Here is a 20,259-nt window from a genome sequence, read left to right on the forward strand (position 1 = left end):
TTTATATACTATTTTAAAATTCACATTTCCCGATATTCCCTTGAATACGCTTCTAAAATATCTGAAAAAAAATCATATTTAAGTGCCTTTGATACAGCAAAAAGTGTATCAAGGTCAATAGTAGAACTACCAAGAATATTATATATTCGTCCACGCGAGCAATTAATACGTTTTGCCAATTCTTTTTTAGACATCCCAGATTCTTCCAGTTTTTTTTGAATTAAAATTCCAATACAAAAGTTCATCATAATCATCTAATATTTAAGTTTATATATTCAAAATTATCATATTATATATAATCCAAATCCTAATAAGGATATACGGATAAAAAGCAAGGACAATTAATCAAGCAAGAACAAACTGTATATACTCTTAACACCAGTCAGCTTATTCTCTAATAAACAGACAGTCCCGTAGCTAAAGAGTAGTCATCCAAACGCCTGACATCATATTCCATCACTTTCTTATCAATCTTATTCCGTTCTTCATTGCCGACATCTTCCACAAATCCCCTCCGGACAAGATATTCCACCCCCCAACCTATGCCAGCCCATCCGAAAGACAAACCGACCGGCATCCCTAAGCGGACACTCTCCACCACTTCATCCAGCAATTCTCCGGCCATTTCCTCAAACGCCCTCAATTCAGTGACACGTGAATAATCAAAAAAGAAAAGACAAGATCCCATCTTTCCATAAAACAGCCCTATGTCAGTTTGTCTGTAGGAGAAATAAAGTGATTTTGCTATCTTTTCTATCTGTGCATCCATAACATTTCTTTTTTAATAACTGACAGGTATTTCATAGTCGAGGCGATAAAGTTCTTTTATCCGTGCTATCTGTTTTTCATCTCTCAGTTCAAACTGAACGGATGTCGCATTCGACCTCTCCTCAGGTATATCAACTCCTTTCTCTTCTAAGAAACAGTTTAATTTACTGAGCGGTACAATACAATCCACCTCTGCAGAAGTATAAAAATCAGATTGCCTGCGTATATGTTCATCCTGCCACAACGGATTTGTCTTCCCCAATTCAAACTCAACAAACGAAAGAAAGCGTTCAAAAGAATGATCCTGATAAAGATTACACATATACATATAACGGTTAAAAGTACGTTCAAGTATAAAATATTTATAAGCAGAAATCAGTCTTTCCACCGGATCCCTCCAAACAGCTACCTTCAAATACGATTTATGCTCCCTTTCATAACCGGACATCTCAGAAACCGGTACCAAAAAACGTTCGGGTTTTACCCGGGCGATATAAAAATGAGTCTGATCTTCCGTATCAGGAATCATACCTATAGACGCATAGATAGCTATATTCTCCAAAAAAGTGAGTCCACATTTCGAAATAAGGACAAAAGCCATACGATGCTTCTCTACAAGACAAAAATTACATCCGAAGAAGTCTAATGGTGCTTTGTTTAGCATTGCAATATCTTTCATGATATACTACGATTTTCGATGTCCAACATACATACAATAAAGTGATTCAGTTCCCTGCCATAGCCCCTTATCCTTCCATCGTCTGGAGCCGGTCATAGTACAGTTTCATCCTGTTCAGTATCTCCTCACTATACCATCTTCCAAGAGACTCTTGCCGACTGAGTTCCTCACAAACACGAAGCATTTCTCCCGCCCTATCGTACAAAGTAGTATAAGTTCCGTCCGGATGCAATGTACAGGCGGTAGAATATATCTGCAGCAACCTTACATAGAGCGCTTCTTTTGCCTCTCTATGTTTTTTCTCAAACAAATGTTTACGGCTATATTCCAGTAACTTCTCAATAATCAATTGAATGGAAGCAATCCGCCTACCCGCTGCTGTCGCTGTCATAATCGATCCTTCCCGTTGCCGGTAATAATAAAAATCAATATCGGCAACCGTCATTTTCTGAGCGGTTGTCAGCACCTGCGGAGTCCATAATTCATCCTCATGAATCAGCCCCGGCTCAAAGCGAAAACCGTTTTGCTCAATAAAATCTCTCCGATATAAATAGTTGTACACCATAGGGACATAACATCTGCAATCCATCACTCTTGAGAAATACGTACTTCCAGACACCACGGTTCCCGTCGCAAACAACTCCCTGCTCCTTCTTTCCCAACTTCGCACCTGCCCATCCGGATGTACTGCCAATGTATTTCCTGAGACAATGTCTGACCGGGTCTTCGCAGCTATAGTACAAAGCACCTGCAAAGCATTCTCTGCCAGCCAGTCGTCACTGTCCAGAAATGCCAGATAATGCCCGGATGCATGTTCTATTCCGGTATTCCGTGCAGCAGAAAGTCCTTGATTCGCCTGTTCCACATAAACGCAACGAGCATCCTTACCCGCATACTCCCGCAGCAACTCTCCGGAATTATCCGTCGATCCGTCGTTCACCAGAATGATCTCAATATCCGTCAAAGTCTGCTTCTCCAAAGAGTGCAGACATTCCTCCAGAAAAAGTTCCGTATTATAGACCGGAACCACCACCGAAACTACCGGTCTTTTTACCTCCTTCATATCCCTCTCAATTTTAGTTCGTGTATTTTTGGGGAATCAATATATCCATCCACCATCTATCTTTTATCAAGCTGCGAAACACATTTATCTGCCACTACTCGTCCTCCCCCTTTCAACATCCTCCACGGAATCCTTCCTTTACCCGCCATAAAGAAATAAGCGAATACCGGTTCCGCCCAACGTACGGCAACAAAAGGTTTATATCTCTGTTGTAAACTCCTGTACGACAGCTTCACAAAGGTCCCCAAAGGTATAAACCGCTCCGGATGTTTCCGGTAAGACTGCCGATAGCCCTCTTCATGCTCCTTCATCAGGGCACGCAAATGAAACCAACAAAAACCGGCATCCAATATTTCATTCGGACAGCGCATCACTTCCAGTCCCCGATGACGGCCATCCGGCTTCGTTTCCGTCACATACCTGAATATCCGGTCCGCAGACACCTCAAAAAAGAAAGTATCACGCACGCCATTAAACGGAGGGAGTATCTCTTTGCTATCAGGCTCCGGATGTTCCTGCCCCAACCCTACCATCCACTCCCGGTCTTTCCGGAACAAGTTAATGCCCGACATCGAGACAGGCACTTTATACCGGATGATCATCTTCTCCAGATAAGAAGCATACGACGCATGTGTCCACAACGCAATTCGTTCCAGCCACCTGAACGGTCGCATCTCTATACGGTTGAAAGAGTCCAGATAAGCCCGATACAGGTTGTAAGAGATGCATTCCGTCACGTTGAACCGCACTTTTTTATCAGAACGGTAAGCATCACAGATATGTTTCAGCCGATCCGTAAAATAAACCTGATCGGCATCGATCTTCACTGCGTACCGATAGCTTGCTTTCGACAATGCATAGTTGCAATAACCTGCCAGCGTATGGATAGAGTCGGGCGACAACAGCTTTGCCTTCTCAAACTCCTCCTCATCCAGATCGATCGGATATACAGACGGCCGATACTCAAAGACCCTGATTTTATCCGGATATTGTGCCGCCTTCTGCCTGAGAATCTCCGGCGTACGATCCGTACAATCATGATAGACAGCTATCAACTCATCCAATCCATCGATACACGAATCAATGCACATCTCCAAAAAATCCTCACAATTCTTACAGCGCAATAACCCCGATACCCCGACGGGCCGTTCGCGTGTCAACGTATCCGCATCAACCACATAAATCTCCTTCAACGTAACAGGAGGCATTTTTTCTTTAATAAACCCTACCATATTCCGGAGAGTTTCTTCTCCTGTTGCCTGAAACCACAGAGGTTGCCCCTTCTCCATCCTCTGTTCAAAATCTCCATAATTCTCCAGTATCCGGGACAAACCACCGGTCAACTCCTCTTTCGTTTTCGCTATCATCCCCAGCCCCTCGGCTTCCACATCCGGAGAATACCGCGATCCCTCAGTCGGATCGTACACCAACGGGACAGCACCGTGTGCCACTCCCTCCATCAAAGAAGAAGAATAGTGTGCCACCCCTACCCGTGTGCGGGCAAATACCTCTGCCAGCTTTTCATCCGTTACCATTTCTATATTGGGAATCTGCTCCCATTCCATGCGTACCTCCTCACCTATCCTGAACTCGGGATGTTCACGCACCAGAAACCGCCGGGCGGGAAATTCCGCGGCAACCGTCCCTATCAGACGGATCATCTCTTGAAGATACTTTTTGTCACTCAGAAAAAAAGGTCCCTGCAAGAAAAAAGTAACACACTCCTTTTTCGTTTCATTGCGTGGTTCCACCTGATACATATAGCCCGTCGGAACAAAGTCCGGCAGCGGATTATGCTTCTCCCACAAAGTCCGGAAACCTTCCCCCCACATCAGATAGTACCGGTAAGGCATCCTCCTGAAAGCAGTGTGCATCAATGACGGCCATCCCTGCTGGATACACAAGGTCGGTATTCCATAATCACGTCCTATGGTGGCAAGCAATAACTGCTGGTAATGGCAGCCTTCCAGAAAAATCAATCCTTTAGGTTGCAAGATCCTCATCAATATATCAAATGTATTCGCATATTGAAAAATCAAAGGGAACCACTCTTTCAGGAATGGATTAACCAATGGAGCTGTTTTGGTAAATTCAAGAGTAATGGCTGTTACAAAGTCCGGCAACTCCGTTTCATCCGGAATCTCATATTCCGACAAGAGCAACACCGGTTCTTCCAGACGTTCAATCAACGGAGTCAGATAAGCCAATTGACGGGCATTATAAATATAGATCACCAACTGCCCGCCATAAGGTGCCAGTGCTTCATACCATTCATGGTCGTAGATTTTGTATTCCTCTTCCTGTCGCTCCCATTCTTCCACCTGCTTATCGGCCAGTATCTCCTTTACGCTACCCAATGCTTCCCCACAGCTCTTTCCTTCTTTACGTAACCGGTCGTACTCCTCTCTATGCCATGTGAACTGCCAGAATAGTAAATTGATCAAAGGCACGCCCACATCATGCCTCCCCATTTTCAGCCAATACTCTTTCTCTTCCCTCAAATGGTTCACGTAGTCAGACAGCACCCTATCCAGTACTTCATAATACTCCACATAATAGTCCCGTCTATCCATATCTTTTTTTATTAAAGCCCGGTTTCAATACAATGTTCAGCCAGTCTCCAGTCCGCTTCTTCATCGATATCTATCATCCCTGCGGGACCGATCTCCACCACCTTCACAACTCCCGAAAGAAGCTGCCCGGAGTCCAGTATCCTCCCCACCGTAGAAGCATAGAAAGCTCCCGACTCTATCAGAAAACCTTTGTACTCCTGCCGGCGAGGTTTGGTTTCAAATGAATAGTCCAAAGGTCTCCCCTCATCACTCCAACGAAACTTCTTCAAACGGCAACAGGCAACATAGGAATCCGCCTCACCCCTTTTCATCTCTTCTGCAAGCCCCCTTAGTTCTTGTGCAGTCGTAAAAGGAGAAGTAGCCTGTAACAAAATAAAATCATCATTCCGGTCCGGCTTACAAAAATAGAAAAATTCCTGTACAACTTCCAGACTGGGAGCCTCATCCCTTGCACTCCACTCACTGCGCCTGAATATCCGTACAACTCCTTTGTAACGGCCTCGTATAAGACTTTCCATTTCATCACAATTTGTCGCTACACATACCTCGTCCGCTATGCCGGAAGCAAGGATGGTATCGATAATCCAACATACCAGAGGTTTATCTCCCAGCATACGCAGGTTCTTACCGGGGATACCTCTACTCCCTTTGCGAACCGGAACAAAACAAAAAGTACGATTCATAAGCTATTATCGTTTATGGTTTCACATGACAGAGGTTCGGTTTTCCAATAGCTAATTCATAATTAGAGGGCGAAGGACACAGCCATTGGTAAATGCAGTCACAGCAAGGTTTTTGATTGCGAATACGAAGCCAGGAATGACCTTCGGTCATCTCACGATAAACAATGGTGTATAAACTCTCATCAATCGTACCAATTGCAGGTTCATTTATGTCACCAGAATAAACTTTTCCATCCGGACCAATCGTCAAAACTCCAAAATAATTAGTATTTATTACTTGATGAGCGAATATCTCTCTTTTAGAAAGATTTATATTTAAGAGTTCTTCTTCTGATAAATAAATACAATTTTCAAAAAATGTAAGGTTTTTACCAGTACATATAGGTATCAAACGGTAATTTTCCAGACAATACTGCACTATTAAAGTTTCTGCAGCCTCATAATCTTCCTCTGAGGAAAGAATAAAATAATAGCAAATTTGAGGGTCTTTAATCAATCGATTATCGGATATATAGTTATTAATCAATATGTAAAATGAAAATTTGCTATATATACTCTTAAGATCTCTTCTCATATAAGTAACAAAATCCCTCTCTAAACAACAAATTGATATTGGAGTAGACAACTCACACAATTGCTCTAACAATTGCTTCTTTTCAGCATACTCCCATATACATCCTACCAGAACAATCTCTGACAAGAAGTGTGGATACCCCATACTATATAAGAAACGAAAAAAAGAAGCCCTATCCAAATCACAAACTCCTAAACTCTTTGGAAACAAGATTTGTCTTGCCCAATTATTATTTCCTAATTGCGCTCCATTTAAATGAACTACTAATTTGTGTAAATTACTCATAATACACCCATCGGTCTGTCTATTATGAGTATATTTATAATACGATAGATTGTCCTGTACCTTTAGCATTGGCATCAACGACACTGCGACCTCTTTATTCTCTTTAGTTATTGGAATAAGTTTTGCACACCCCAGCGACAAAAGTTCTTTAACCCAGCCATGAATTTCGAAATCAGATAGATCTTTATCGGTCAGCATCGTTCGATACAGATTATCTATTTGCAGCAAATCCGTCACTAAAGCATTTAACTTTTTTGTTACAGAAAATCTCATTATTCTATGCTGTATAGTACTATAAGCACAAGCCTTACTTCCTTTGACCCATAAAAAAGTACCTGGATCTAGCACTAACCAATATTGTTTCATAATTTTTCATCCTCTAATTGTCACTTCTTGCAATATCCTCCTATAAAAATCCGGATATTTCTCCAAATAATTTAATGCCACGGATCTCCATTCCTCTAAATTGCGTTTTGTACTATAAGCGTTGCATTTCGCATTTTCTTTTCCTGTGTCATCCAATAAAAAAACACATTGCCCACAGTGGCATCTAACAGAACAATTCTGACATTGACGCTGATACTTTTTCACATATCCGTTATATTGCATTGCAGCTTGTTCCAAGTCCATAGTGACACCATTATCATCAACATATCCCAAAGCATATTCATGATGTATCTTCTCACACTGTAAAATTTTACCTTTAACGGTAACAAACATTTTTTTCGAGAAAGGAAGACATGTACCGGTAGGATGATACCACAAATTATCAGAATCCAGCAACAATTGTGAATAATTACGATAAACATTTCCACTATACTTACGAATATAATCCATCAACAAAGCCGCATGAGGCCCTCTAATAAACATCTCTTTCTCTAAAATCTCACAATTAGAAGACTGCCCAATACTATCAGACAGACTACGATAAGTCTTCTCAAATTCTTCACGTTTCTCCTTACGCACTCCAGAACTATTTAGAGGTGAAAGCATCGGCTCTTTCCCTAAATGCCGCTTAATGAAACCATAAATCATCTCCACATTATTTCGATTATGTAGCACCGAGTTAAAATTCACATTCGTATCGAAATAAACCGGATGCCTCTCCCGCAAAAATTGAATATTAGAATAAACCCGCTGAAATGAGTTCTTTCCCGCTAAATCGACTCTATAACTTTGTCCCTGATCATCTCCATCCAGACTAATCAACAATTGAAAATCCTTAGCAACAAGAAAATCCATATGCCGATCCAATAACATGGCATTTGTTGTCATCCCATATCTAAAAAGTATACCGCTTTCAGGCAAACTCTCTATATATGCAATCACTTGTTGGACAAAAGGCATATTCAACAAAGGTTCTCCACCATAAAAGCTGATTAGTACCGGACGCCTAATTCCTTGATAAAAGGCCTTTTTCCAATATGCATATAGATAATCAATGATTAACTTAGCATGAAGAAAGGGGAATTTTAAATTCTCTCGTTCATCATAGCCCTCATATAAATCAGCATATCCACAATACTTACACCTTAGATTGCATGCATCTGTCACTTCAAAAATCAATTGTTTAAGATGAACCAGATTATAAATAATCTCTTTGGGGGTTATAGTAGCCAGTTCTTTCATATTATTTATATTTATAAAGGACTAAAACATTATTATCATCTTCTTTCAACTTAGAAGCTATTTCTTTTAACTCTCCTCTCAAGCCGCCATTCTCGTTCCACCGTATCAGATTAGATGCGGAATAAGTCCACATGCCATAGTTACTCTCTACAAAAGTTTGATTCATATTACTTGGTAAATAAATACCCCGAGTCTCAGATTCAATAATATTCGAATCATAAATAGACGGTCTTACAATCTCTCCCGTATGTCTATTTAGCGAAAAGCATGGCATCTCCCATTCTGCTACCTGTCGAAAAGTAGCCCGATCATACTTCATCGAAACAAGACGGAAATAGAGATAGGAATCAGTATATAGGATAGGACCAATATTCATCTGAGGTTCACCCATAGTGACAGAAGGTGAACGAACAGCAATAGGAGAAAGTTTATCATCAGCCAAATTATAAAGAGTATCTAACCCTATATCTGTTATCAGAAACTCAGAACCATTATTCAAAACAGGTAATAAGATATAACTATCCGCATCCATATAAGCGATTCCGGGCAAGGTGACTATTTCTCTATGAAACACTCTGCGCCCCCGATCAGTCATTGTCAAACGAGGGTCTACCGGAACCAGTTGCCCACTTTTCTTATGAATGAAATAGTACGGATGCAAATCCTGATCTCGCTTTTCATGAAATGAATCGGCATTATACCCTATCAAGTATTTGTCATTGTAATCAAAAAGGTATTCAAAACGATACATCCTCTTCGAAGGGAAACGCAAAAGCCGCTTAAAATCGCCTTTAAAGGAATAGACAAATATTTTTTGATCATTATAACTAAACACATAGTGCTCTTCAGCCGCAAAGTCAACAGCCAGGCTGGATATTCTGTGATATTCTTCCGGTCCTCCCCCTCTACGATTTACAGTCCAAAGATACTTGCCGGAACGATCAAAAAGCAGGATATCTCTTCCATCTTGGAATAAAACAATATATTTATCAGATACGTGATATCCTTGAATAACATAAGTCGCAACCAATGACTTTTTTGTAGTTTCCAATGGTATATACTCTACATCAGCTACTTCACGTATTTCAATACGTTTCACAGGATAATCACGGGCTTTATCAATGTCAATCACTGGTAAAGAAGAGACAATTGGCTGAGGAGAAGGAGAAGAACACCCTAATAAAGCTAAAAAGGCTAACACGAAATAAATTTTACTTATCATAAGGCAAAGTCATAAAATTTTCAAAAAACTATTGCATCACAAAACCTTAAAATATTACCAAGGTTTTATGGGATCAGGTAGTTCTGTATTACCTATATAAACTCCTGCTACAGGAGAATTAGTAGAATCTGAGGCACCACCACCTATATATGAGCCCATAGCACTATTGCTTGTAGGAAAATTACCAGAAATATCCTCTTTACAGATACACGCATCATCCATGCAGACACTTGCACAAGCACAAGTATATCCGCCTCTAACTAAATTTTGTTCTCTACTTGCCATCTCAGCTTGGCTAAGATTATGCAAACTAATTTTATTCAGCTTCTTCATACTATTTATTTTTCAAAATTATTAATAAACGAATTATATGTGATACAATAGTTTTATCTTTTCCTGAAATCTATCAAACGAATACTCTTTCAAAAATCTTAATCGTCCAATATCTCTAAATCGCTGATAAAGTTTAGGATACAGTAGCCATTCAACCAATACTTCCAATAACTTCACCGATTGATGTTCCACTGTCCAATTGACCAGTTGCCCAAATTCCCCATTAGCTGTTACTTCTAATAACCCCGTAGCATTGCTGCAAATTACAGGTAATCTGTGCATCATCATCTCTATAGGTACATAGCCCAACTCTTCATGTAAAGAAGGAACTACACCTATATCAGCTATGGCATACATTTCACCTAATTGCTCTTCTGTTAAGAAACCCGTAAAGGTTATCCGGCCCCAATAAGGCGCTGATACAACCAAATAGCGATTAAAGTCTCCATTACCAGATATTATCAAACGTACATTTTCATCTTTTTCAGATAATAATCTGAAAGCTTGAATTAATTCACACAGGCCTTTCCCATCACTCAAACGCCCTACATATAAAATCAGTCTATCCGTTTCTGTAAACAAATACTTCTTCCTTATCCGTTTCAGTTCCGCCTCACTCCTTTTAATATATTTATCTTTTAGACCAAGAGGGATATGCACCAACTTAAAGTCAGGAATTCCATAAAGCGTTTGCAATAATTTAAGCGTATGTTTAGAAATTGTGATAATAGAATCGCAACAATCAGCCATAAATCTTCTTTCATTTTTAAATTGATTCACGATTTTTTCTTCTTCCCTATCGGTAGGGTTAGACAAAATAGACAATAATTTTTCACTATTTCCTAACAAATCAAAGCTCCACTCCATGTAATGAAGCGTAAAAAAAATCGTAACATTCAGCTTTTCTTTTAGCAATCGTGCAAGTTCATAGTCACGAGCAAAATTGAAATGACAAAACACTTCTCTATCATCCGGAATCAAAGAAGCCAACCAGTAAAATACCCCTCTATAATACAAACGCTCTTTTTCTAAATCCCATTCATTTACATATACAGGCAGAGAGATCTTCGAATAAAAGACTCCGTCCTCTTCCTTATAAACATATCCTTCCACACTGGCATTCAATTCTACCACATGGATACACCAAAGAGAAAGATCAAAGCACTCTATCAACTGACGGATATAAGTGCCAATCCCAAAGCGTGCTGCCCGACTCTCTTTCGATATGATAAATAATTGCTTCATACCCCTTGCTGTTTTAAAATACATAATCCTTCTCTCCAGTCATACCTCTCAAAAGATATATCTTGAAAAGAGTTTAGCACTTTCACCCATACCGACTGTAGCCCATATTGCTCACCCGTCCAAGCTATTTTGTGTTTCTTACACACGCATACTAATTCCTCAAGATAGTCGGCATCAAATGGAGAAGAAGCAGCAACTCTAGGAGTGTGCAATCTAGTGTAAACATAAGCCACAATACCCTCCAGACCTGTTTCAAACGAAATATCTGATATACGCCTCAAATCACGCTCCATAACCTTAGAATCAATGTTTATAAGAATTTCATCAGTGTTTCCTTCAACATAGCCACTCTGTACCATAAACTCTATCGCCCAACCTATACCACATAAACCATCAACAAACGTAATAGGGATATTTATATCCAAACCATTACAAACATCTTCCAGAAGTTCACCCGCAAACTCTTCATACCAATGATTAGAAACATATCGCGCGTAAATGAAGAAAAATAAGGAGATCCCCATTTTCCCTTGAAATAACCCGGAGTCCTGACAAAAGCCACTTGACAAGATCCGATGACTTGCTATTTGATGCAAGAAATATTCTCTTTCCATATTTTTCTTTTTCATTTCCTCCATGAATTGATATACTCTACAAGTTCTTCTCTTTCCATGTTACACACCCTAATCAGTTCAACCCGATTAGCAAAAGCCAACTCCTCACTGATAAACCAAGAATTCTTTCCTCGAGGATGCCACAAGTGAAATAGAGGGCCGCTATTCACCCAATATACAGGATAGCCCAAAATTCCCATACGATGAATCCGCTCCACATCTTCCGGTCCCCAGCCATAGAGTTTTTCATTATTTCCTCCACATTTTAAATATCCTTCTCTATTAACCACTAGAACCCCTCCGCACGAACACTTCCCCATCATTTGCGAGTAGCATTGAGTCCGATTTAATAGATAAAAATAACCTTCTCCCGATTCCTCATAATCAATGCTTTGCTTCGCATTCAATGTCCAGACTATTCTATTATATGGAATGCTCACAATATATCGCTGTTCAACAATTGCTTTCACAGCAGTTTCCAACTGCTCATAAGGCAATATGATATCCGCATCCCATATAACCACTATCGATGTCTGACAATACTCCAACAGTTGATTAATATAACGCGTCTTATGAAAAACGGCATCCGGATCATAAACAAATAAGTATTCTAAAGTCTCTACCTCTTTACATTCCATGCAGCAGGCCGAAGTATCAGCTTCAAGAAGCACAATTCGACTCTCCAATGGCATTAGATGTCGGAGTAATAATGTTAAATTACGCTTCCTTTGTGAGCTGTCAGCCCTAAAAGGTATAGCAATGGTCACTTGATCATGATAACTTAAAAGCATATATTTTTATTTATCATCCAGTTAACTCCTTGTGGTTCAGAAATAAGCCGTTTTAATATTGAACGAACCTTTTCTTTGTAGAAGCCCCAATCATATAATTCAGATAGTAAGTCCAAAACATCTTTGATTCCTTCTTCTTTGTATAACAGCAATTCATCAAGCCAGTCCACCCAATAAATCAGATATTCCTTTAGCTTAGCACTGCAATAAGTATCCTTCACACCATTCCCCCAATGGATACGCCCTATTAAGTACTTCCCTATCCCACAAAGCCCTTCTTCAAGATCAATCTTAGTTATTCTCCGCAAGTGTATCATAGCTATCACAACCCGATCTATCTCTTCTAAAATAAGATCCGCATCACCTTCAATGTACTTTTGACGAATTAAATATTCAATTCCCCAACCAATGCCACATAATCCGTCACCAAAAGATACAGGCATTGAATAATCCAGACGCTCACAAACTTCATCGAGCAACTCTCCGGCTATCTCTTCACAGACCGCCTCACCGGAAAGGCGGGCATAGCGGAAAAGAGCAATGGCAATCCCCATTTTTCCGTTGGTAAGTCCGAGGCAGGACGTAGAACGTCCTGCCTGAACTAACTCCCTAACCAAAGAGTTGTGCATAATGAACTACACTATTACTCTAACTGAAAATTTCCATAAACAGCAGTCCCACGTGGGGTAGTCAACTTCAAAGAATACTCACCCGCTCCCCAAAAGGTTAGATCGAGTGTCTCTATATCTCCGGAAGATACCGACAATGACTTCTGTATCACCATCACTCCATCTTTATAGAGCGTAATGGTTATATCCATTATAGGAGCTTCAAAACTAAGAACCAAGAATTCAGAGCCTGAAATTTCAGCTCTAATGGGAATATCTTCAACAATCGATTTCTGGAGCTTATCATTAAACAAACCTTTTAAATCAACTGGGCTCGTGCTTCCGTTTGTCTTTGCCATCATTTGAAGCGGCAAGACTACAAGTAATAATGTAAATAGCATACTTTTCATAATCACTAGAAATTGGTTAATATCACAAACATAAGTTTTTGTTTTCATAAAAACAAACATCTCAGGACTTATTTCGGAGGTTACCAGATTATGATAAGACATATAAATCGCCTATAAAATATGCCATAAAGCAGAAATACATCTTTCCACGAAGACGTATAATTAACATAAAAAAAGGTATTAATATTTTAAGTCAGAACTTCGTCCGCAAAAAATCTCCCAAAGAATTTATATTCTTTTTTAAATCCATTTTTGCGTCCAATTTCTCTCTTATTCGGAAAATTGCTTTATTTAGGGTATTCTTGCTTTTCCCTAATTTCTGTTCCATTTGTTGGGTGGAAAGATGTTCATAAGAGAGTACACAAAGAAGCGATTCATAAGGGGTAAGCTTCAAATGGGGATCACGCAGGAAAGCAACTAATGGAGCATTGAAAAGTTTATAGATAGTGACCACAGCTTTATAACAATCCTCCGAAATCACTCCCTCAGCATCAAAGTAACGGTAAACGTCCAATTCTGCCAATAGTTCTGAACGAGCGTCATCAACCTTCCGCAACTGTTCTTGTAAAACAAGTAAGTCTTGTTCCATTTTGTTATTAGTTTGACTCACATCATCAGCTCTTTGTTTAATTAGAGCGAATTGCTGTTCAATGCTCTTTTTTTCATCAGTCAAATCAATCAGACTTTTATTATAATCCTCTTTCATTGTAGATGCCTCTTTACGGATTCGTTCAATCTGATCATTCATCTCTTTTATAACCTGCTTCCCTTCATCCAACTCTGCTCTCTGAGTAATAAGTTCGCGCTCCTTCGTCCTTTTATAACGTTTGTATACATGAAAAACGTAAGCCAAAGATATCACAAGTAAAAGTAAGCAGAGAATAAAGCAATATAATAACAATCGGCTAATTTTATTTTTCTTAATTAATATCTCCTGATCGTATTTAGCCTGAACCTCTACGATGCGCTTTGCTTGTGAAAGTTGATAAACAGAATCCGCAGACTGGATATAAAGAGGCACATAGTGTTCTATATCTTGAAGATTCTGTTTACTGACAGCTTCGTTCAGCAAGGAGGCATATACTGCCTTTCGGGTATAAATATTCTCTGAATTCAGGGCTTTATGCCATAAAGAATCAACTAAATCTCCACGATTTTGTTTTGTATAGATCGTAGCCAATACGGCATATGAACGGAGTTTGTCCTGCGGAGTACTTGGTAATTTCAAAGAAGCGTTCACTACTTGTTCCGCTTTACCAAATTGATTGGTGAGCATATAAAAGACACCCACATTATGATAAATATTAGCTTGCCAGGCAGCATCAATATCCGGCACATAAGACAAAACCTCACTAAAAAGAGAGTCTGCCCGATGCGTCTCTCCTAAATAGACAGATATCTTAGCCATATCCTGTAATCCGGAAGCCGTCAAAGTTGGATTTTGTATGGTTCGATAGCAAGGCAAAGCCTTTTCATAATAAAATAATGCCTTCTTATAATGCTCTTCATCCCTATTCAAATGTCCCAGATAGCTGTAAATCAATCCTACTAAATAATAATCAGTCAAATCCGGAATCATAGATTCCGCTTTTTTATACAGGAGTGTAGCACCCTCTAAGTTCCCTTGTTGCTGAAACACCCTACCCTTATAAAATAAAGCTTTAGCTTTACACTCCGCATCACCTTTATTTGAATAATAGCCAACAGCTATTTGTATCAACGAATCCGAACTCAACGGTAAATCATTCTTATCCATTGCCTGGGTCAACAGTAAGCAATAATCAGCTTGGTTTTCTCCTGTCAACTTTTCCGGATCCGGTATTTGATGAAGATATACTAAAGCACTATCGGGATATTCCTTCATACACGTTTCGGCCTGACGCAACAAACGGGCTACTTGCCCCTCAGAACGCCCATCGGTGCAACTTACCAAAAACAAAACAAATAACAATACGCAGTAGATATAAGATGATTTCATCTGTCTTCAAATATAATCCAAAATAAAGAATAAAATAAGTTCTATGAACCCATCCTCAAAAGTACAATTATATTTTTAAAAATCAACAATAAGTAAAATGAAGAATAGGACAGTCCTATTCTTTTTCCGGAAAAGTATATATCTATCCGGTGGATCATTTAATAATTTTATTGCAAATGCCTTGTCGGTTATTACAGCATATTGTTTCTTTAATAAGAAACCCGCCATTGATGTAGACTTTGTCAATGACGGGCAGTTAAGATTATTCTAAGATTGTATCGAATCACGTTAATATTATTATTTCATTCAATCACCTTGAACCTCATTTCTATCAATAACCACCGGTATTTTATAAGATTTACCTTGACGGACAATATCGTATATCAATGTGTCTTGCCGGCTTAGCTCCGCATCCTCTTCCAAAGAGATCATTTTAATAGGAATTTCATTTATAGCAATAATTTCATCACCTTCTAACAAACCAGATTCTTTAACATAATTCCCCTCATAATCGGCAATTTTAGTAATAATAATTTTTCCATGGCTATTCATACGGGATGACATGTGGAATCGTTTCTTCCGAGGGTTGACCACTCGTTCGTAATTCTTTATTGGCTGCAAACCTAATCTTTGTGATTTCATGTTGAAAAAGACATTAAATCTTTTAAGAAAATTCAGACCAATAAGATAATCACAAGGTACTTGATTAGGTTGATCAAATATATAAATCCGCAAGGAATCGAGTTGTATGCCACCAAACAAAGTAGCATTTACATTATGATGACTATAATATCCAGATGGTGCCTGCGTCCAAACGGCATTCTTTTTCTTAGAAAAAAAAGGCAATTCAGAAGCTTGGGCCATCAGAGCTATGTCTTGTGGCATACCTGTATCTACAAGATAAGTATGAGTAAGCATCAGTGTGTCTCCATCAGCACATCTAATATTTAAAGGCAGATTAACATAAAAAAGTGAGCTTTTATCATTCCCTCTCACAAAAGGAATCAGAATACAATTCTCAGGCATAATAAAATCTTGAAATGAATGGATAGCCATATAATGATGTTCAAAGTTAAACTCCCATATATTAACAGTATCATTTTGTGGAATATTAAACACACCATCCAATTGAGTACCTCCCATATAATCTCTCAAATTATAAACTAACATTTTATCATATATCAAATTGGCATTCCCTACTTTTATAGTCGGAACAATTGTATACATAGATGCGGGCATACGTAATACAGACCATGCACACCCATATGGAGCAATAGTGTCAGGAGACAAATTCGATAAGATAGAAGGGTGAGCTGAACAAAAAGTAGAGTCAACAATAAAAGCTCCCAAAGAAGCCCCACTATCAAATACCAAATTTGCAACAATGCTATCATTAAATAACACGGGAAGCACTATCTTTCTATCTAAAGGATCAATTGTGAAATGAGCTCTCGCACACTCTTCATTCTTTTTGGATATTTCCGTACAACTGCCTAAGGCAGTAGCTTGCAAAAGAAGAAAAGCAATACACTTTATCAATCCATTGCCTATAATTGATTTCATATTCTTTAATTTAGAAAAAGCATTAGTTTTTCAGTGGTTCTGCCAAAGGGCTATACTATAAATATTATTCCTTAAACTTAGCGATAAGCAACACCGGATTATCTTCGTCATTCAATTTTGAAGCAATCTCTTTCAACTCTCCTTTCAACTTTCCTTGCCCGTTAAGTTCGATAAGCTTCTCGGCCGGATAACATTGTATAGCATAGTTTTCAGGCACTACATGATAATTGGCGGATAATCGCATCTGGAATGTCGGAACATTGGTAGCGGACACACCATCCCTGTTTATCAGATCGACCTGGCAATATTCATTAGTGAACCTGTCATACAAATAAGCTACCGGATCAGAAACATGGTTATTCTTCACATCTATATCCTTTACTATCGTGTACCAAAGCAAATAACGGCCGGTCATCACATCAACCGTCGCTAAAATCGGAATATTGTTTTCGCTTGTATGGTTCCGGCGGACAGTCAATGGAATCAAATGGTCATCACGATATGCATACGCCGTATCCAATGAATAATCGGCAATCAGAATATCCGAACCCAAACGGGCGACGGGAGACATTAATAAACTTACATAACCAGACGCACCGTCTCCTACTGTATAAGACAGTCCATCCCTTATTCTCTCCTTGACCGTGATGGGAATCGACGTTAATTTCCCGTCTTTCTTGGAAATCTTGTAATAAGGCGTTTTATTAACAGGATACTTCCCAATCTGAGAGTCGACAAGGCGATAATCTTCGCCAAACAGGAAATTTTCATCATACTCAAATATCGAAGAAGCAAACATGCGGTTTTGCGGCAGTTTAAGCGTGCGCCTGTATGCGCCGCCATAACCATACACCTGAATTCTGCTTTGTAACCCGTCATAGATGAATATCTCCCGGGCTTTTTCATCTATACAATAACCGCTGACAACATCCCCATATTCTTCTCCGCTCATGCCTGTATGGTTAAAAGAATGAAGATATTTTCCTGACTTATCAAAAAAAATAACATCACTTTTCTTGTTTACGGTAACAATCAAGCTGTCCGTCATAAGGATGGTACGGATACCGACCAATGAACTATCGCCGGTTTCCAACACGACATATCTTACATCGGCGATATCCTGAAGAATGATTTCTTTCTCGGGGTATTGCCCCTGCAAATCAAAAACAGGCAATCCGGTGAACGGCTCGACAGGAGTATTTACACATGCCGGCTTCTCTTTTTGAGAACTACCGGTACAGGCCACCAACGCACTAAGCACTAAAATCAAATATAGGTTTTTCATTATAAATCTATTAAAAAATGTATAAAGTATTTCTCAGATAGAATCTGCATGAACAGCTTTTTCCTCCTTCTCCACCTTCACTCCGACCTGCGGCAGATTTGTGCATAAAGCCCAAATATCCCAACAAATAGATGACTTACTTTCATTTATACTAATTTATGAGAATTAAATATTGTCACATGTCAGACCTCCGTAAATTAAAAGCAGGCAATCTAACAAATGGTTTAACTGTATCAGCACCATGAACCCATCCTCAAAAATACAATTATATTTTTAAAAATCAACAATAAGTCGAATAATTCCGGTTGGTGAAATTCAAAAAAGGTATCAAATTCTTTTATTCAAATTAACACTGTTAACAGTCATTCCAAAATATCTTTTTAGAGGATGCAAAGAACAAGTCTTTTGCATTTAAAAGAGCTGTTCCTTATCATCAAAAGACTTGTTTTAACAGTGTGTTAAAACAAGTCTTCTAATCGCCCAAAACAAATAGAACAAACTAACTGATTTTTAATATAATAGAATTTAAAGAAACTCTATATTCTAATAAATTCGCAAACAGGACATAAAAGAGATACTCGCCAATTTAACAACTAAGAAAGGTGCTTAATCTGATGTATCTATTCGCAATACATGCCTATTTACTGCTATCTCATAATTAAGTAGTCTTTTGCCAGCCCATCCCATCATAGTTCCCCTTCAATTTTTTAACTTGTAAATGGCAATAATCGGATTGTCATCCTCGCCCATTTCATCAAGAAGCTTCAGCAGTTCGGCCTGCTTTGCAGGGAACTTGACCTTAGCTTCAGTGACGTTGCGCCTCACCTGATCCAAATTGTCCGGTGTGATTGCAAAATAAAAACTATTTTCACCTGCATACCTGATTCCATCGAACGATTGAGAACCGTCAATATCATTCGTTATACCCGGACTTTCGATCGCCATCCAACCGATACCCTTTAAAGGAGTCTGTTCCCAGGAATCTATCTTTTCTGTCTTTTTATCGTACCGGCTGAACCACATCTTTTTATTATAGGAAAATTTAAAGAGCAGACACTCTTTATTTTCACAAACACTCTGCATCATTATAAAATCTTTCAGACCGAGATCTTTAACGTCATATCTTCCCAAAGGCAAACCATATTTACCAAGAGATAAATGATAACGAGGATAAATGGAGTCACAGGTAATGCCGTAGATCGTATCGTTGATTTGAGAATAGACATTACTCCTCCCTTGATAGATCCACGAAGCATCAGAGGAAAGATTCATCTCCGACTTATCACCTCCAGCATGCAAGTAAGGAATTTGCTCCATCAATGTCTCCCCTTTTCCATTCACAACACAAGCGGTTATAAAGATTCGTTCATTCCCATTAGGAACAGTGCCGGGATAATAAACCAAGCAATCCCCCATCACATCGATCATATTACTATGAAAAGCAGGCCGTTTCAGGGAAATTCTCCTGACGAAACGATTATCACGCATATCATAACCAATTAGGCTGCCATTGTGCCCGAATGGATAAATAAACACTAAACTATCACTGACTGTGAAACAGTGAATATTAGCTATTTCTCCAGGACCCTGACCTACACGACCGATTTTACGGATAAACTTTCCCGAAGTATCAAACATCATGACATGGTTCTGATGCCATGAATAAATAAAGACAAACTTCTCCGTCCGCTTTAGCTGATTTATACTACCGACTAATATATTATCCTGCGTCTCCAGCTTCACATACTCCACATCTTTTACGATGTCACTCAGCAATAAAGGCTTGCCGCAATCTTTCAAGTTGTTAGCAAGATCAATATCTTTAAAGGTTTCCTCAGCCGATAGAGTATCATCTTCTACAGAAATAGAAGAAGAGGGCCTACTTGTGCACGCACCTAAAAAAAACAGTGCACAAAATAATAAAACGATATTTTTGTTCATACGCATTATTCTATA

At 39.0% G+C, this 20,259-nt stretch carries 18 protein-coding genes and 2 pseudogenes; 1 reads left to right on the plus strand and 19 read right to left on the minus strand.

Features of this window, described 5'->3' with window-relative positions; translation table 11 throughout:
• Positions 1–20: 20 nt before the first annotated feature.
• The 16 genes and pseudogenes from G7Y45_RS01175 to G7Y45_RS01250 all read right to left on the minus strand — a co-directional run bounded on the left by G7Y45_RS01175 (position 21) and on the right by G7Y45_RS01250 (position 15,455).
• The gene (locus G7Y45_RS01175; protein WP_165017028.1) at positions 21–254 is read right to left on the minus strand and encodes a helix-turn-helix transcriptional regulator; all 234 of its coding nucleotides are present in this window, start codon (positions 252–254) and stop codon (positions 21–23) included.
• Between the two features lie 152 nt (positions 255–406).
• Positions 407–769: pseudogene (locus tag G7Y45_RS01180) on the minus strand (hypothetical protein); the annotation flags it as partial.
• A 12-nt stretch (positions 770–781) separates the two neighbouring features.
• Complete coding sequence (locus tag G7Y45_RS01185) at positions 782–1,447, minus strand: sulfotransferase family 2 domain-containing protein (protein ID WP_032536216.1); 666 nt, start codon at positions 1,445–1,447, stop codon at positions 782–784.
• Between the two features lie 67 nt (positions 1,448–1,514).
• Positions 1,515–2,510 (minus strand): glycosyltransferase, encoded by a 996-nt coding sequence (locus G7Y45_RS01190; protein WP_005811226.1) that lies wholly within the window; start codon positions 2,508–2,510, stop codon positions 1,515–1,517.
• A gap of 56 nt (positions 2,511–2,566) precedes the next feature.
• Positions 2,567–5,083, minus strand: a complete 2,517-nt coding sequence (locus tag G7Y45_RS01195) for a hypothetical protein (protein ID WP_165017026.1) — start codon at positions 5,081–5,083, stop codon at positions 2,567–2,569.
• Between the two features lie 11 nt (positions 5,084–5,094).
• A complete protein-coding gene (locus G7Y45_RS01200; RefSeq protein WP_165017023.1) occupies positions 5,095–5,766 on the minus strand; it encodes an acylneuraminate cytidylyltransferase family protein in 672 nt (223 codons plus the stop codon).
• A gap of 13 nt (positions 5,767–5,779) precedes the next feature.
• Positions 5,780–6,991: a TIGR04150 pseudo-rSAM protein gene (locus tag G7Y45_RS01205; protein WP_165017020.1), complete on the minus strand. Its 1,212-nt coding sequence runs from the start codon at positions 6,989–6,991 to the stop codon at positions 5,780–5,782.
• Positions 6,992–6,997: 6 nt separating this feature from the next.
• A complete protein-coding gene (locus tag G7Y45_RS01210) occupies positions 6,998–8,254 on the minus strand; it encodes a radical SAM peptide maturase (RefSeq protein ID WP_005814434.1) in 1,257 nt (418 codons plus the stop codon).
• Position 8,255: 1 nt separating this feature from the next.
• Positions 8,256–9,476, minus strand: a complete 1,221-nt coding sequence (locus tag G7Y45_RS01215; RefSeq protein ID WP_165017018.1) for a 6-bladed beta-propeller — start codon at positions 9,474–9,476, stop codon at positions 8,256–8,258.
• Between the two features lie 54 nt (positions 9,477–9,530).
• A complete protein-coding gene (locus G7Y45_RS01220) occupies positions 9,531–9,809 on the minus strand; it encodes a TIGR04149 family rSAM-modified RiPP (RefSeq protein ID WP_005814429.1) in 279 nt (92 codons plus the stop codon).
• A gap of 33 nt (positions 9,810–9,842) precedes the next feature.
• Positions 9,843–11,054, minus strand: a complete 1,212-nt coding sequence (locus G7Y45_RS01225; RefSeq protein ID WP_165017015.1) for a glycosyltransferase — start codon at positions 11,052–11,054, stop codon at positions 9,843–9,845.
• The gene (locus G7Y45_RS01230) at positions 11,051–11,683 is read right to left on the minus strand and encodes a hypothetical protein (protein WP_032534545.1); all 633 of its coding nucleotides are present in this window, start codon (positions 11,681–11,683) and stop codon (positions 11,051–11,053) included. The genes G7Y45_RS01225 and G7Y45_RS01230 overlap by 4 nt, the downstream gene beginning before the upstream one ends.
• Complete coding sequence (locus G7Y45_RS01235) at positions 11,680–12,360, minus strand: galactosyltransferase-related protein (RefSeq protein ID WP_241159046.1); 681 nt, start codon at positions 12,358–12,360, stop codon at positions 11,680–11,682. The genes G7Y45_RS01230 and G7Y45_RS01235 overlap by 4 nt, the downstream gene beginning before the upstream one ends.
• 89 nt (positions 12,361–12,449) lie before the next feature.
• The gene (locus tag G7Y45_RS01240; protein ID WP_165017009.1) at positions 12,450–13,088 is read right to left on the minus strand and encodes a hypothetical protein; all 639 of its coding nucleotides are present in this window, start codon (positions 13,086–13,088) and stop codon (positions 12,450–12,452) included.
• Positions 13,089–13,102: 14 nt separating this feature from the next.
• Positions 13,103–13,579: a DUF3244 domain-containing protein gene (locus G7Y45_RS01245; RefSeq protein WP_165017006.1), complete on the minus strand. Its 477-nt coding sequence runs from the start codon at positions 13,577–13,579 to the stop codon at positions 13,103–13,105.
• A 91-nt stretch (positions 13,580–13,670) separates the two neighbouring features.
• A complete protein-coding gene (locus G7Y45_RS01250) occupies positions 13,671–15,455 on the minus strand; it encodes a tetratricopeptide repeat protein (RefSeq protein WP_165017004.1) in 1,785 nt (594 codons plus the stop codon).
• Positions 15,456–15,609: 154 nt separating this feature from the next.
• Between G7Y45_RS01250 and G7Y45_RS20090 the strand changes: the two are divergent.
• Positions 15,610–15,726 (plus strand): annotated as a pseudogene (locus G7Y45_RS20090) (IS982 family transposase); the annotation flags it as partial.
• A gap of 35 nt (positions 15,727–15,761) precedes the next feature.
• On the opposite strand, the gene G7Y45_RS19875 reads toward G7Y45_RS20090, so the two are convergent.
• The 3 genes from G7Y45_RS19875 to G7Y45_RS01265 all read right to left on the minus strand — a co-directional run bounded on the left by G7Y45_RS19875 (position 15,762) and on the right by G7Y45_RS01265 (position 20,244).
• Entirely contained in the window at positions 15,762–17,018 is a 1,257-nt protein-coding gene (locus tag G7Y45_RS19875; protein ID WP_241159044.1) for a PDZ domain-containing protein, read from the minus strand.
• A 64-nt stretch (positions 17,019–17,082) separates the two neighbouring features.
• Positions 17,083–18,303, minus strand: coding sequence for a 6-bladed beta-propeller (locus tag G7Y45_RS01260; protein WP_165017001.1), 1,221 nt, complete (start codon positions 18,301–18,303; stop codon positions 17,083–17,085).
• A gap of 699 nt (positions 18,304–19,002) precedes the next feature.
• Positions 19,003–20,244, minus strand: a complete 1,242-nt coding sequence (locus G7Y45_RS01265; protein WP_165016998.1) for a 6-bladed beta-propeller — start codon at positions 20,242–20,244, stop codon at positions 19,003–19,005.
• Positions 20,245–20,259 lie beyond the last annotated feature (15 nt).

The sequence above is a fragment of the Bacteroides sp. ZJ-18 genome (genome assembly GCF_011038705.2).
Lineage (GTDB): Bacteria > Bacteroidota > Bacteroidia > Bacteroidales > Bacteroidaceae > Bacteroides > Bacteroides hominis.